Genomic DNA, 16,051 nt, shown 5'->3' with positions numbered 1-16,051 from the left:
GGGAGCTGGATTTGAACCAACGACCTTCGGGTTATGAGCCCGACGAGCTACCAAACTGCTCCATCCCGCGTCCGATTGTATTCTCATTATTTTGGCTTTCTATGAGTAAAGAAAGTCATTGCGTGAGCTGGATTACTTTCTAACACTTTACAAGTTAAGACTTAGCAACGACCTTCGCCAATCTCTTTATAAAGAGTTGAGTTCGACTAACCAGCTACCAAACTGCTCCATTCACACGTCCGATTGTAAAACTAAATTCGTAGCCCTCATTAAGTTAATGAGACTGCCTTTGAATTCGTGCTGCAATATAACCATCTCCCCCACTGTTGACAAGTAATAATGTCAAAAAAGGGTTCGACTGCTGTTATATTAATCGCTAACGACATATTTGTCGGTTAATCATACAAACTTCACATATGAAACTAAAAAGGGAGCCTAAGCTCCCTTAACTACTTTCATCATATCAAGTCATATCACTTTGAATAAATGATTACTTCTCACTTGAATTGACTATCTTGCCTTGATTAATGGCAATTTTTCTAGGCTTAAGCGCCTCTGGGATCTCACGTTCAAGGTCGATATCCAGTAATCCATTTTCAAGATTTGCTCCCACGACTTTGACGTGATCAGCGAGCTGAAAAGTCCGTTCAAACTCTCGCTCAGCAATACCTTGATATAAATAGTTACGTTCTGTACTGGTTTCTGGCTTAATGCCTTTAACAAGTAATTTATCACCTTCATTGGTAATATCGAGCTCATTCATATTGAAACCTGCCACCGCCATAGTAATGCGGTAATGATTCTCATCAATCAGTTCAATATTATAAGGTGGATAGCCTGAGTTGGCTTTTTTCGATGCTGCATGCTCAGCCAGTTGAGCTAAACGGTCAAAACCAATGGCACTACGGTATAGGGGAGTTAAGTCATAGTTACGCATAATAATATCCTCGCAATTAAGCAATATTTAAAATTGTTAAGCCGGCACACGCCGCACTTAGTGCTTTATCACTGTCACCTTAATAAACCTGATTAAACATCAGTGACATGCAGCCCTTTCGGCACTGCTTTGATAAATTGAAGCCTATCATCGGCCTCATTAATGATATAGGGATAGCTTAAATAAAATTCAAGGTTAAAAAATAAAAAAATTGAAAAACCATTTAACCATCAGGAAAATGGTTTAAATATGTCTTTATTTTACATAAAATTAGATACAGTTAATGCTATCACTGATCCATAATTAGTATTAACATTACCTTTATCGTTAGCATCAACACCCGCTGGTACACTTGTGGCTTTAGTCATAACTGTCTCTTATTTATTGTTTTATTTATATTATTCAGTGAAATGGCCTAATTATCAATCCCATCACCTTTAAGCCCACTTTTTATAGAGCCAAAAGGCTTGTTCTTGATTGCCAAAATTTGGAGTGTAATCGGCGTTGCTAAACACGCTGGTATCTTCAACTTTAGGAGCGGAGAAAACCCACGCATCATCATTGCTCTTTTGTGCGATCAATTGCAGCTTGAGCTGTAATTGATAATTAATAATGGCATCTTTTTTCACACCATTAATACGCTGCTTTTCAAGGCCTCCTACTGGCTTATGCAGCAGAATATCTAGGCCTAGCGCCGTTTCCTGATAGACAGGAATAAAATTTGCCACTTCCTCTCTCGTTGCAGGAATATATTGAGACTTATGCCCTAAAGGTAATTTAGTCTCTTTAATCAGGCGCACTTGCAGGCGATAATCATTGGGCTTAAACCAGTTAGGAAAGTGTGCCTTGACGCTAATGCGACGATTGGGCAATTGATTCAGGCTCGTGCTCTGATAAGCACTTGTATTAGCACTGAGCCCTTGCTGCGCTAACAGCGGCTTTAACTGGCTAAGATCGTGATCCGACAGCTGGGTCAGTTCCAGTTGCGGCTGATTTAAATAACTCACCAAACGATAATAGGCTTCATTGGGTTGGTGTAGGTGGCCATAAAGGCTTTTATTAGGCTCCAAACCTAACGGGCCATTACATACCCAAGCCACTTGAAAGTATATGTTTTCAGAGTCCGTAAAAGGGCTTAATTCAAGACGTCGCACTGTTTAAAAGAAAGAGATTGAGATGCTTATTGCCTTTTAAGGCAGTACAACTTCGATATTGGTGTTTGTACGCTCTCCCTACGGGCTGGTTTAAAACACCGTTATACTGCGTTATTGAACATCAACTTAGAATAACTAAGCTATCAGCTAAATGCCTTGTCTAAAAGTGTTTTAATTCAAGCTGAATCCAGCACCTCCAAGTGGCTTGGGTATCGCAGCATCTCAATGCCATCATCAAGCCAGACGTAATAGCATTCTTGACACTACTTGTACCCGCTGTCTTTTTATTTTAATAAACCTTTAACCATAGCAACGCAGCATTGCCTAAAAAGACAATACTGCGTTGCTAAATCAACAGAACTTAAATTCACATGTGCTAAATCATAAGAAATGAAACCAACTAAAAGCCAAATCGGCCATATTGCGGGTGTAGCTCATCGATGTAGATCACAGGCGTCATTTGACTGATAAACTCATCGGCATCGATCAACCCTTGCTCACGCTCCGCTTTTATCAATTTAAGGCCTAGCTCTTCTTCAACTGTATAATCAGCGATATCCAACGCACTCTTTTCGGCAAACAATTTTTGATCTACTGCAGCTGTCATATACAACATTTTCAGCGGTAAACGATCATTAACGCTTGCTTGCTGAGCATAATAATCACCAACGTGAAACAGTGCACTGCTGTGACCCAGATTGGCTGCTTGCCATTTGTATTCATAGGTTTTCTCGAGCCCAATCATATCTTGATAGTTATTGTACAAAATAGACAGTGCGGGAATAAAATGATTATTAGCTGCTAGAGTCAACAGCTCAACAATGGCTTGTTTTTTTTGTCATCCAATGACTTATCTTCTTCAAGCCATGATATTTGTTGCATTAGAGGTATGTAGTAACCTTGATTGACCGCCTGCGTGACTAAATCAATATTAAATTGATAATCCTCGGCTGAACCTCGTTTAATGCGCACATTAGTATAGTACTGTGCCTTGACATCCCCTTGCTCGGCACGTGCTTTAAGCAAGGCTTCGCCTTTTTCAGCCCACTCCTCGCTACAGCGACCCGCTAAATAATATTTGCAGTCTTCATTATCAGGATCGAAACGTAGTGCTGCATAGGGGTTGCCCAATTTCGCTGCTTTTTCCAGCCACTCGGCACCAGACATAGAATTATAGGCTCCGGCATACAAGATGGTTTCACCGTACCAATACATGGCATCCACATTGCCCGCTTCCGCCAAAGGTAACAGTTCTTTGACTGCAATATCTAAACGCCTGCGCTGCAACGCCAATACTCCTTTAAACACTGGATTATCAGGGGTGATCTGGCTTGAGGCATAGACATTGGGGTTAGGCTGACTGACTTTAGCTTTCTTCAATAATTCCAAATAACCTAAAGCATTATTGTCACTGCGCAGCTTTTCTGCCTTCGTTGGCAATAGTAAAAAAATTAATACCAGTATACTAATCAGCAAACAGCCACCGATAATCTTAAAAATCTTCATGGCCATTAAAGTTTACTCTGACCCCACTTTTATTCTTCGCCTTTGGCGAGGCGTTCGATGCGTTGGCGCATTTCCATGGCTTTGACTTGGATTTCATCGTGGGTCATATCACGCCAGTAGCGCTCGGGGCGGCCAGTTTGTTCATCATGCTCGCGAGTGACAGGATCTTTTTGTCTGTGGATCTCTAAGATAGGAGTATCAGGCAAAGGGCGGCTGATATCCATGTAGCACTGAATGAAATCCCAAAAGGCCATAGCATCGCCGTGGGAGATGACATTCACCATGTTAAAGGAGCCAAAGCTTAAACGGCGAGAATCCTTATGCATCATGATCACACGCCAGCCCGCGCCTGTGCCTGCGCCCGTTCTGAGCTGATGCACATAAGGCACAAATTCACTGAAAGGCTTAGAGATAGTGCGGCGTTTGATCCCTGTTAGGGGAATATACTTCCAGCGGGTCAGCATGCCCGTGCGGCGATTAAACTCAAAATCCCGCACTAAAGTGCCAAAAATAATTTTAGTGATAGCCAGTGGAAGCTTAGTTATGCCAATCAGTACACTCGCAATGAACATAGGCAGCAGACCAAATTGAATCAAGAAATCTAATGAAAATTGAAAATCTTCAGGATCATTGTAATCAAGAAGCAAAAATATTAGCCCTCCAAAAGTAAAAATCCCCCCCTATCAAAGTCATATAACCACCTAAAGTACAAATGATGGCGAAAAAGTCCCGCGTGCCTTTGACTGTGCAAATTTTTTCATGATTAAAACGAAAGGGAATTTCATCTTCTTCTGGAGTGGAATCGGCGTGCGCTAATTCATAGCCGTCATTCAAATAGCCATCGGGAATGACATTGCGAATGTCATTTACCGCCAGCTCAAACATACCCGAAAAAGTATGCTTTTTATTGTGGGGCTGTTGCTTCCACATCTCACTTGAGTAAGCCGTGTTGGCATAATATTCTCTTGCTGAGGGTTGTTTCTCATTCCTGCCCTCAACATTACCTTTACCGTTAGCATTAGAACCAGCTGGTACGCTTGTGGCTTTAGTCATAACTGTCTCTTATTAATTGATATTCTAAATTCTATTGAGTCACCACTTTAGCGAGCTAGTGGGCATTAAGCCCACTCTTGATAGAGCCAAAAGGCTTGTTCATCATTGCTAAAGTCGGGCGTGTGATCGGCGTGGCTATACACGCTAGTATCTTCCACTTTAGGAGCGGGGAAAACCCACGCATCATCATTGCTCTTTTGTGCAATCAATTGCAGCTTGAGCTGTAATTGATAATTGATAATGGCATCTTTTTTCACACCATTAATGCGCTGCTTTTCAAGGCCTCCTACTGGTTTATGCAGCAGAATATCAAGGCCTAGCGCCGTTTCCTGATAGACAGGAGTGAAATTCGCCACTTCCTCTCTCATTGTAGGAATATATTGGGACTTAGGCCCTAAAGGTAATTTAGTCTCTTTAATCAGGCGTACTTGCAAGCGATAATCATTAGGCTTAAACCAGTTAGGAAAGTGGGCCTTGACGCTGATGCGGCGATTAGGCTGATTCACTTGGCTAGCATTTGTATTAGCTCTTGTATTGACATTAGCATTGGGGCTTATACCTTTCTCCTGTAATAGCGGCTGCAACTGGCTAAGATCGTGATCTGATAGCTGGGTCAGTTCAAGTTGCGGCTGATTTAAATAACTCACTAAACGATAATAGGCCTCATTGGGTTGATGTAAATGCCCATAGAGGCTTTTATTAGGCTCCAAACCTAACGGGCCATTACATACCCAAGCCACTTGAAAGTATATGTTTTCAGAGTCCGTAAAAGGGCTTAATTCAAGACGTCGCACTGTTTAAAAGAAAGAGATTGAGATGCTTATTGCCTTTTAAGGCAGTACAACTTCGATATTGGTGTTTGTACGCTCTCCCTACGGGCTGGTTTAAAACACCGTTATACTGCGTTATTGAACATCAACTTAGAATAACTAAGCTATCAGCTAAATGCCTTGTCTAAAAGTGTTTTAATTCAAGCTGAATCCAGCACCTCCAAGTGGCTTGGGTATCGCAGCATCTCAATGCCATCATCAAGCCAGACGTAATAGCATTCTTGACACTACTTGTACCCGCTGTCTTTTTATTTTAATAAACCTTTAACCATAGCAACGCAGCATTACCTAAAAAGACAATACTGCGGTAGCTAAATAAAAAGAGATTAAATTCTGAAACCTTAAATCATGAAAGTGAAGCGACTAGATGACTAATACTTACCATATTCAGTATGCAATTCATCTATGTAGATCACTGGTGTCATGTTACTGATAAATTCATCGACTTGCTGTTGAACGGCTTGCTTTTCATCCTTAGTCAATGCAAGGAAAGTATCTCCTTCTGCAAATTCAAATACTCTCATAATTTCGCCTTTGTATTGTTTTTCTAATAATGCAACACGATAAAAATCCAATTGTGCTTGCTTATTCCCTGACTCAGCCGGATCTAAATAAGTCTCGAAATAACTTACAAACGCATAACGAGCCCCCAATTTAGCAGCTTGTTGTCTAAGTTGTTCAAATTGCTCAGTTGATATTTCAGGCTTATATTCAAAAAACAATTCTTCCATTGCTGGAACAAAATTATTATTCGCCGCTAACGTTAACAACTCAGCAATGGCTTGTTTTTTTTTGTCATCCAATGACTTATCTTCTTCAAGCCATGATATTTGTTCCATTAAGGGCATGTAATAGCCTTGATTGGCGGCTTGGGTGACTAAAGCAATATTGTAGTCATAATCCGCTTTGGAACCTCGAGCACTGCGCACGTTGGCATAATACTGGGCCTTGACATCCCCTTGCTCGGCGCGTGCTTTGAGTAAGGCTTCACCTTTTTCCACCCACTCCTCACTGCAACGGTAACCTAAATAGCGTTTACAATCTGAGGTGCCCGGCGTTAATCTTAACGCCGCATAAGGATTCCCTAATTCTGCAGCCTTAACGAATAAGTCCGCTGCTTTGATAGAGTAATTAACATTCACACCTAACATAGTTTCGGCATACCAGTACATGGCATCCACATTGCCTGCCTCCGCCAACGCAGATAACTCTTTATCTGCAATATCCCTACGACCTTGCTGCAACGCCAGTACCCCTTTAAACAAAGGATTGTCCGGTGTTATTTGGCTGGAGGCATACACATTGGGATTAGGCTTACTCACCTTAGCTTGTCCCAACAGCTCAACGTAACCAAGAGCATTGTTTTGCGTTCGTAACTTTTGCGCCTCACTAGGCATTTTGCGATAAATAATCAACGCAATAAACACCACTAACGCCAACAAAAGAAGGAGACCGACTCGCTTAAATACTGTTTTTAGCATGTTTATTTTTCAACCTTAAACTTATAATTCTCGTTATTCTTTAATGTATTTTTTAACTCATTTATTACGAACTGGATATCACCTTGGGATCTCTAATGTATAGGGTTTTGCGTCAAGCGCGTTCACTTGCTGCAAGACCTGCTGTTTAAGCCCCTGATGTTGTTCATTAATTACTTTATCTTCAGACTCAGGGCCTGCATAATAAATCAGAAACTTAGATTTATATACGGTATAAGGCTGGCCATTTATCAGGTAGTCTTTAGCCTGTTTATAGATAAATACGCGTAAATTTTGGCATAAAACTTGGCAAGCACCATTAAATAATTTATAAGTTAATAATTTATCTTGTTGTTGTGTATGCACTTTTACAAAAAACGCTAACTGCATCCAGTTTGCTAATATCAATTGATACTTATCTTGCTGATTGACCCACAATTGCCCCGTTTCGCCGCCCATGCGCGCCAGCGTTTTTTCAAACTGGCTGCACTTGTTTTGTTTATCAATATCACTGGCGTTAGTCGCTGGAGTGATCCATTTAAGAATCTGCAACACGGCTTTTAATTGAGCGGCGTTATCAGCGTCGGTTTTATTGGCGGGTATTGAGTTCTTAGCATTTTGACTCTTATTACCAGTGTCGTCTTTTGCCCAAATGGACTCCCATGTCATGTCCAAACGCTCTTTTAAGGTGTAATGTTTGGCATTAATCAAACACGTGAGCAGCGGTGCCAGCGTTTCTGGCGGCAAATTTTCTACCCATAATTGAGTTTGTTTATATTGCTCGGTCAACATCATATGTTTAGCAATAGTCGGCGCATAGTCCTTCTCTAAGGTCTTCTTTTTATAATTCGCCAACACCTCAAAAGGCAGTAACATCCGATGTTAAACAAAAAGGGCCATGGTTAACCCTAAGGATGTGGCCATCGCTACCGCTGGCTTCCATTAAAAAACAAAAGCTCGCGGCAGTTAAATAGGTAAATAAGTTAGATAGCTAAATAAAAAACTTAAATGAAAGCAGGTTAACTAATATCTGGAAAACTAATGATCAAAGCGAGTATATTGCGGATGCATTTCATCGATATAAATCATAGGCGTCATTTGATTGATGAACTCCTCGGCAGCCAGTTTAATGTGATCTTTTTCACCATCTCTAAAAGGGCGGATTTCCTTCCTTACAATTGCCCATCCCATAGATTCGGTATTATTGTTTTTTCTGAAAATAATTTCCCTGACTAAAGCGAACTTATAAGCATTAAAAAATTTACTGTCATCTCCCTGTTGCAGCGCTTGAAAATCAAAATGAAAAGTAGCATTGATTGCCATTCGATTTCCTAATCTCGCTAATTTAAGCAACAGCTCTTCCGCTTGCTGGGGATTTTTATCCTTCGTATATTTATAAGATGCGGCTATTGCAGGTACAAAATTATTATTTGCCGCTAACGTTACCAATTTAACAATGGCTTGTTTTTTTTTGTTATCCAATGAGTTATAGCGTTCTAACCTTTTAATCGTTTCAATCAAGGGCATGTAATACCCATTATTAGCCGCTTGAGTGACTAAATCGATATTGCGTTGATAATCTTCCTCAGAGCGAGGTTTTTTTATCACATTGGCATAATACTGCGCCTTGACATCCCCTTGCTCGGCACGCGCTTTTAGCAAGACTTCGCCCTTTTCAATCCAGTCTTCACTGCAACGATAGCCAAGATACAATTCACAATCACGGGTAGTGGGGTCAAGTTTCAATGCAGAATAGGCATGCCCCGCATTAGCTGCTTTAAGAAACAAATCACCCGCTTCCTGTGTAGCATACACACTAGAACCTAAAATGGTCTCGGCATACCAAAACATGGCATCGAGATTACCCGCCTCCATTAACAGTTTTAACTTTTGCTCAGCAAGGCCGTAGCGACCTCGTTGTAACGCCAATACTCCCTCAAATAACGGATTATCAGGGGTGATCTGGCTAGAGGCATAAACATTGGAATTAGGCTGACTGTTTTTAGCCTGCTTTAATAGCTCCACATAGCCAAGGGCATTATTTTCAGTTTCCAGCTTTTCTGCCTTCGTTGGCAATAGTAAAAAAATTAATACCAGTATTCCGATCAGCAAACAGCCGCCGACAATCTTCAGGCTTTTAATTAACATTTATGGAGCTTCCTCTTATTATTTGATTTGCAGTGCATAAGTTGTCGCTTGGTGCTGAGTAATGCCCTGTTTCACCATGGCAATTTCAGCCTGCATGGCGGTTCTTTCAGCGACATTGTCAGGCAGCGGCCCGTCATAATAGATCAAATGTTCCGCTTGATTGGTACGATAGGCCGTGCCATCGCCGCGATCATGGCTCAGCTTTTGATAACTAAAAGCCCGCATATTCTGACATAGTATTTTCATTGCATTATTAAAATCAATGACACCATATTTAATGCCTGATTCATCTGGTTTATCATGTTTTTCAACAAACTCCGCCAGTTTATGCCAGTTATCGATAAAATGTTGCCATTTATCCTGATAGTTCACCCCATGGGCACCAGAGTTACGGCCCATGCGATACAGGGTTTTTTCAAACTGGCTGCACTTGTTTTGCTGCTCTTGATCGCTGGCACTGGTGGCAGGTTTTATCCACTCTAATACCTGTAAAATAGCCTGTAATTGCACTTTATTATTAGCACCTGTTTTTGTCTCTTTTACCTCATCATCTGACCAAGGCGAATTCCATTTATTCCACTTGTCCGCCACAGTATCATCATGCTCAGTTAATAGACAATCTAGCAGCGGCGCTAAGGTTTCAGGCGGTAAGTTCTCAACCCAGACTTTAGTTTGTAAAGACACTTTTTGTGCTTCTTCATCCTTTTTAATAATGTGTCCAGCAATAACAGGCGCATACTCTTTTCCCGTCACGGTCTTTTTATAATCTGCCAGTACCTCAAAAGGCAATAACATGGCATCGGCGTAAGTTAACCCCAATGAAACGGCGACCGTTAAACCTTGGTTTAAACGTTCAAAGGTCTCACCTTCACCTTTTTCATCACCCTTTTTATTACCAAGAAAACGAACATACTTAAACCCTGAGCTATTGAGTAGGTTTAACAAACTACCAATAAAGGCATCGATGTTATAGGGATTAAGACTGATAGCAATTTTACCACCCACGCCGGGGCCGCAAGCCCATTTAGCAGCAGTTATCAACATCAAATAACCACTGTCATACACTAATTTAAAGGCTGCTTCCCCCGCTAAACCAAAACTGGCTGACACTTGCCCTGAAATACTGCCAAGCGAGGCCAACGCATTAGTATTCGCCTTCATCTGCTCACTTGGAGATGTGTTATCTTGGCTGGATACCTTATGTGTTGAAGGCGGTCGCCAAAACACTTCGCCTTTAACGCTGCCCCCCGCTTCAATGCCTGCAAACAGTTTGGCATTCACGCCCGCTTGCCCTGCCCCTTCCAGTGCAGGCATTGCGCCACTGACATATTTGACTTTACCCACGCCGCCTTTTTTAAAGGCTTTTGACTGATTATAATCAGCATAATCATAAGAAGCGCCTTTAACGCCGATACCTGAAGTGTCGGCGGACTGACCAAATTCAATGCCTGCACCGACTTGCAAAGTTGCGCCCGCCATACCATAGACACTGGCACTCACTTTAATGCACATGTCACCGGCGTAATATTGCCTGTCTTCATTAGCACTTGTGACATAATCGAATACCAGTGGGTAACCTGTTACTTTGGCTTTTTGAGGATCGGTTGCTTTAGCCAGCGCCCCATTACTTTGAGCTAACGGAAACCAACGCTCAAAGGAGCATTGGGCACTGAGGATATTCAACTCCATCTTAGTTTCGACTTTAGCCGACAAGGTTTTATCGACACTGAGATTACCCAGATCGCTGACTTTATCAAAAGGCACACCAATACTGGCGGTATTTTGCGCGCAAAAACGAAAAAACTGCGCTTGGGCATTATAAATAATCCCTGAGTTGCCATCTTGGCCTTGATCACTTTCATAGTGATATTGGTCTTGCCAAAGTGCACCTTCTTGATTGCTCATCACCTTAGCAATACTCATGCCCAGCGTTGCTTCAGAGTTTTTTTTCACCTCTTTCATCAAGCCGTCAAAAGTCATTGCACCACCTTGTGCACCATTGCTGTTAGGTGCAGGCACTTTGGTGGTGATCACCTTAAGATGCTTTTTAGCCTCTTTGCCATAGTCATCTGTATTCGATAAGGGCATATACCACCAAGGGCCACGTAAATAACTGACTTTACCTTCTTCTGATAATAGGAAGCACTCCACTGGCTGCACATCTGCCACACCAGCTTTATTCACAAACTCACCTAAATGTTTAGCTTTTGTGCGCCATTGCTCTTCATCCCACAGCAGAGTATAAGACGCTAACCCTGTATGCTTGGGACTGAAAAAGTCTAACCCTGTCACTGTGTTCGCTGCCTTTTCGGCCTGCTGTTTTAAAAACTCGATACGCGCCAGCGCAACTTTTTTTACCCATAATATTTTTTTAAAATAATCCGGCATGGTCACGCCATGCTCACCCAATAAGCCTTTAAGGGCACTCAAGTCTTTTTTCAACGTGCGATCGATTAACGCCAGCAGCGCCTTGGTGGGATAATAGGCCCACTGAACACTGTACTGGCTTTTTTGCGTCAACAAGGATTGAATTTTAGCTTGCTCACTGGCCTTAGGATCCAGCTTATCGCCGCCAACTCCCGCATACAGGGCACTGACTTGCTCATAATCAAATTCATCAGCAAGGCTAAACCAACCTTCTTCACGCCAACCGGATTTAAGCCCTTTGGGCATATAATGCGCTTCTTCTGTCCCTTCTAATAACGCCAATGGCAAGCACTGCTCTTTCACCACAAAACCAAAATTATTCAGCTTAGACAATGGCCTAGTACCAGGAGAGTTCTCAACATAAAAATCCTTATGCTCGTTCCAAAAACGATTAATGTCTCCTTTGGCCCTACCATGGCTTTGATTAATTAGATGCTTTTCATCAATATCCAGAGTTGCACGTGATCCGATCCACTTTTTGATCGCCTTAGCAATGTTTTGCTGCCGCTCGCTGGTAAAGTACTCGCCCTTAGTGTCGTAGACAAAATGGGTGTTGTCGTCAGTTTTAATCGTACTGGCTTTTTTCTCTGCTATTTTTTGTAAGGCTTTACTTTCTCGCTTTAAAAAAGCAAGTAACTGAATAAGTATCGACTCTTTAGCCTGCAATCTTAAACGCGGCGTTAAAGCTTTATTCCATTGCTCCCGTTCTTCTTCTGATAAGGGCCAATCAACTTTAGACACATAATTTAAATTTGATTCAACATACTGCGCTATCTTTTCCTGATAATGAAAGCCCAAGCTTTCTGCTGTATTTGAAATAAACGCATCATCAACTTTATCCCGACCATCATCCATCATCAATGCAGTATGAAATAAAATAAGGGATTGATATTTTTCTTTATTTGTCTCTTCTAAAAAAGCTTCATGAGGTTTAGTAGAAAATTTTGATAACAAGCCTAGATTATTAAGATTTTGGCGTGTTTGAGCATTATCCTCAGTGATCGCACTGGCCATTAAGGCTTGCTCTTCTTTGACTTTATCCAGCGCTTCTTGAGTTAAGGCATACCAGATTTTTTTGCCTGTTTGCGGGTGGGCTGGCACATAGAGTATGTCAACATAGTCAATATTGACCCCACCACAAGTGGTTTTTTCCCCTGCGCATTCTTCAGGCGGCGCAATAAGATCCACACGCTCACCCAGCGCCAACTTACTCTGAGTGTATTCTTCAGGAAGGGTATTTTTACCTTGGCCGGGTAATTTGAGTGTTTGGCCTGCAAAAATCAGATCAATATTTTGTATTTCTTCACTGTTTAATTGTTGCAGCTCACTCACATCGATATTGTAGCGCTGTGCAATAACACTTAAACAATCCCCTTTCACTACGGTATAAAAATTATCATTTGCCATGTGTGATTAAATCCATTTAGTCCATACACTTGATTGCAATACATAAGGCGTGGGCGGTGCCACCCAGATCTCACTGCTATCGATTAAATTCGCGCTTCTTGCCCGCGTCTCACTATCACTAAGAGATTGCGATGCACTACTGAGCGATTGCATGTTTTGTTGCTTGTCTATCCAACTTAAGCTAACGGCTGGGCCAAGAAGGGTATGAATATCATTCACACTTAAATCACAGGCCACACTTTGCCAAATTTTGCTGGAATAGAAGCGAAATAAAATCACTTTACCTGTGATTTTGACCCGCATCAGGGCTTGTAAATGCTCAATGAGCCCGCCCTCAGCTAACACATCTGTGCCTTTGGGAGTCGAAAACAACACACCGCTAGTGCGCCAAATCGCGCTTTGTTGCCACACATTGAGTAATTCACTGTTGGCACTGATCCGAAAAATCACGGGGCTTTGTTCAAGCAAATACTCGAAGGGACTATTAACAAACAACTTTTGCAATTCAGGCTGTTTTTCATGAGTGTATGCCAGCTCCATGGCATCTTCGGCCCTTGTGGAATCGACCACAAGCCAATGATCGAGCCTTGAATCCAAGGCATCCATTAAAGACGATGCCGTTTGTGTGTTATCAATTTTTTTGTTATCTATTTTTTTGTTATCAATTTGTTTTTGAGCTAAGCTAGCCAGCATCTTAGGCCTCCTGTAAGCAGGGACAATCGGTTCGCGGACAAGACCCATCGGGCTGCTTTTGGCACAAGCTGGTCATGGGAATATCAGCGGCGGCGATCATTTCCATAGAAGCAGGTTCAAGCTGTAACTCCATCTCTTCTGCCACTACCGCATCAATCACTTCTTTGGGCAGTATGGGCGCTTTACCGCCATAGCCGCTGCCGCTACCCGCTCCGCCGCCTGAATTGAGATTAATCGCCGATCCCACTACATGCACGCCTGCGGGATCGATTTTGACAAAATTACCGCCCACTTTTAGCGTGACTTCGGCGCCCGCTTCGATGACCATTTTGCCACCGGACTTAAGGTGCACTTCTTTGCCTGCTTCCAGCAGGTATTTTTTACCGACTTTTTGCTGTTGACTACCTTTGATGTGTAAAGCATCATTTTTAGCCACTAGAGTGCGACTTTCCCCCTTCACGGTGAGATGATCATGGCTGTTGACTAAGCTCATGCGATCATTGCCCACTGTCAGATGTTGGGCGTTTTTAATCACATGGCGCTGAGTATCGGTGACTTTGGTATTCATGTCTTTTTGACCATGAAAATAAATGACTTCGTTACCCGCTTCATCATCAAAATACAACTCGTTACTGCCTTCCCCTTTGAGAGTTTTGGTTTTCAGTACCGTGCGGGCTTGATGCTCGGGTAAATCATAGGCAGGCGTATTCACCGCATCGTGACTGCGACCTGTGATAATAGGCTGATCCGGATCGCCTTCAAAAAAAGACACAATGACTTGCTGACCAATACGAGGTACAGCGGCCATGCCCCATTGCGCCCCCGCCCAACCTTGGCTTACACGCACCCAACCACTGGATAAATCATCGCCTTCACTGTATCTATCCCAAGGAAATTGCACTTTGACTCGACCAAATTCATCGCAATAGATCTCTTCTCCCTCAGGCCCCACCACAGTGGCAATTTGCTCACCATTAATCAGTGGTTTGGGATTAGGCTTAGCTTGCCAAGTCCCATTGGCAGGAATGATATGAAAATCATTATTATAGGTCGTGGGTGTGGTAGTATTGGTCTCTTCGCTCGCTGCCCCTTGCACGCCCTGGTGAGTCACGCGTGTCAGCAACCAGTCACGATTATATTCCTCCTCTAAGTGATCCACTAAATCAAATTTATAACCACTGCTAACCGCCATGATATTACTCTTGGCTTGACCTTGTTTGGCATCACGACGTAAATAATCTAATCGGGCTTGGGCATAAGGCATGCCCATATCATCACTTTTATAACGCCCAGGAAAGTCAAAATGTTCATAGCGCGTCTGTCCCTCTTCGGCTTGCTGATGTTCGTCATCACTAGCCATCACTTGCTGCAAAAAACTGTATTCAGGCTGCTTAAAACTGCTATCTTTGAGAGTCACGCTCGCTGGCCGCACGCTATGGGTAAAAGAAAACTGCCGCACAAAAGGCACATCAGACACACCGCCATTAATGGCATTGTAAGGAAACGGCTCACTGAGTTTAAGCAGTTTAAGGGGGCTATCACTAAACACCACAGTGTGACTGGTCGCGGTATGTTCAAAATGATAAAACAGGCCTTCTTCAGCGGCTAAGCGATGAATAAAGTCTAAATCTGTTTCACGGTATTGGACACAGTATTCACGCACTCGTTCGGCAAGGTTAGGCTCACAATTAAACGCAAAATCGTTTATGCCCATCTCAATCAATAAAGTCTGAATAATGGCAAGCACACTTTGCGCTTGAAAAATACGGCTATTATGCCTTAGGGATAAACGAGAAAATGCAGGCACCAATGTCAGATAATATTGCGTGTGGTGATGGCCGGTATCTCCTTTGGTAAAGCGACTAACAATACCATGCACTTGACGCTGTACAGTTCCATTCACCGACCATTGCATCAAACCACTCAAGTCCACCACATCATTAGGGTTAATATCACTTTGACGACTGACTAAGCTAAGCGTCACTTCAAAAGGAGCTGATAAGCTTTCTTTGAAGCGAAAATCCACTAAATTAAAGCGACTCTCATCTAACCCTTCTGCACTAAAATGGTAACGTAGGCCCGAGCCACTGAGCAGCTCACTGGCCGAATTCCCTGTTTGTGACGACATGATAAATTCCTTTTTATATTTATAGCTATACCTTTTAGGGCACGTTAACTAACGTATTCGCTTGGCTCACTTTATTGCTTTGCTATAGGCCCTTAACAGACAAGGCACATAGCGAAACAGTCATAAGCTTAAAATAAACATGTCACCATAAGCGTTATGGTGACGTGCTTATTTAAAAAACGCTCAAGGCTGATTTAAAGAGCCGCTCAAGGCTGATGTAAAAAAGCCGCTCAGGGCTGTTCTCTTATGCCCATAAACCGCTCAGGGCTCATTTACAGAGCAGCTCAAGG

13 protein-coding genes are annotated in these 16,051 nt (G+C 42.4%); all 13 read right to left on the bottom strand.

The window, feature by feature from the left end:
* Positions 1–490: 490 nt before the first annotated feature.
* Complete coding sequence (locus tag Q0976_RS15745) at positions 491–937, bottom strand: Hsp20 family protein (protein WP_299494821.1); 447 nt, start codon at positions 935–937, stop codon at positions 491–493.
* Positions 938–1,374: 437 nt separating this feature from the next.
* Positions 1,375–2,007, bottom strand: a complete 633-nt coding sequence (locus Q0976_RS15740) for a hypothetical protein (protein ID WP_299494820.1) — start codon at positions 2,005–2,007, stop codon at positions 1,375–1,377.
* A 484-nt stretch (positions 2,008–2,491) separates the two neighbouring features.
* Positions 2,492–2,902 (bottom strand): hypothetical protein, encoded by a 411-nt coding sequence (locus Q0976_RS15735; RefSeq protein ID WP_299494819.1) that lies wholly within the window; start codon positions 2,900–2,902, stop codon positions 2,492–2,494.
* The gene (locus Q0976_RS15730; RefSeq protein ID WP_299494818.1) at positions 2,899–3,603 is read right to left on the bottom strand and encodes a hypothetical protein; all 705 of its coding nucleotides are present in this window, start codon (positions 3,601–3,603) and stop codon (positions 2,899–2,901) included. The genes Q0976_RS15735 and Q0976_RS15730 overlap by 4 nt, the downstream gene beginning before the upstream one ends.
* A gap of 23 nt (positions 3,604–3,626) precedes the next feature.
* Positions 3,627–4,244, bottom strand: a complete 618-nt coding sequence (locus Q0976_RS15725; protein WP_299494817.1) for a hypothetical protein — start codon at positions 4,242–4,244, stop codon at positions 3,627–3,629.
* Positions 4,234–4,650 carry a hypothetical protein gene (locus tag Q0976_RS15720; protein ID WP_299494816.1) on the bottom strand — a complete coding sequence of 139 codons (417 nt, stop codon included), beginning with the start codon at positions 4,648–4,650 and terminating at the stop codon, positions 4,234–4,236. The genes Q0976_RS15725 and Q0976_RS15720 overlap by 11 nt, the downstream gene beginning before the upstream one ends.
* Before the next feature lie 65 nt (positions 4,651–4,715).
* Positions 4,716–5,360 (bottom strand): hypothetical protein, encoded by a 645-nt coding sequence (locus Q0976_RS15715; protein WP_299494815.1) that lies wholly within the window; start codon positions 5,358–5,360, stop codon positions 4,716–4,718.
* Positions 5,361–5,851: 491 nt separating this feature from the next.
* On the bottom strand, positions 5,852–6,961 hold the full coding sequence (locus Q0976_RS15710; protein ID WP_299494814.1) for a hypothetical protein: 1,110 nt from the start codon (positions 6,959–6,961) through the stop codon (positions 5,852–5,854).
* Between the two features lie 78 nt (positions 6,962–7,039).
* The gene (locus Q0976_RS15705; protein ID WP_299494813.1) at positions 7,040–7,834 is read right to left on the bottom strand and encodes a hypothetical protein; all 795 of its coding nucleotides are present in this window, start codon (positions 7,832–7,834) and stop codon (positions 7,040–7,042) included.
* A gap of 162 nt (positions 7,835–7,996) precedes the next feature.
* A complete protein-coding gene (locus Q0976_RS15700; protein ID WP_299494812.1) occupies positions 7,997–9,106 on the bottom strand; it encodes a hypothetical protein in 1,110 nt (369 codons plus the stop codon).
* Positions 9,107–9,124: 18 nt separating this feature from the next.
* Complete coding sequence (locus tag Q0976_RS15695) at positions 9,125–12,940, bottom strand: LysM domain-containing protein (protein WP_299494811.1); 3,816 nt, start codon at positions 12,938–12,940, stop codon at positions 9,125–9,127.
* Between the two features lie 6 nt (positions 12,941–12,946).
* Positions 12,947–13,633 carry a DUF4123 domain-containing protein gene (locus Q0976_RS15690; protein WP_299494810.1) on the bottom strand — a complete coding sequence of 229 codons (687 nt, stop codon included), beginning with the start codon at positions 13,631–13,633 and terminating at the stop codon, positions 12,947–12,949.
* Between the two features lies 1 nt (position 13,634).
* Entirely contained in the window at positions 13,635–15,761 is a 2,127-nt protein-coding gene (tssI, locus tag Q0976_RS15685; protein ID WP_299494809.1) for a type VI secretion system tip protein TssI/VgrG, read from the bottom strand.
* Positions 15,762–16,051 lie beyond the last annotated feature (290 nt).

This window comes from uncultured Shewanella sp. (assembly GCF_947501665.1).
Lineage (GTDB): Bacteria > Pseudomonadota > Gammaproteobacteria > Enterobacterales > Shewanellaceae > Shewanella.
This window is presented reverse-complemented; position numbering and strand designations above follow the sequence as displayed.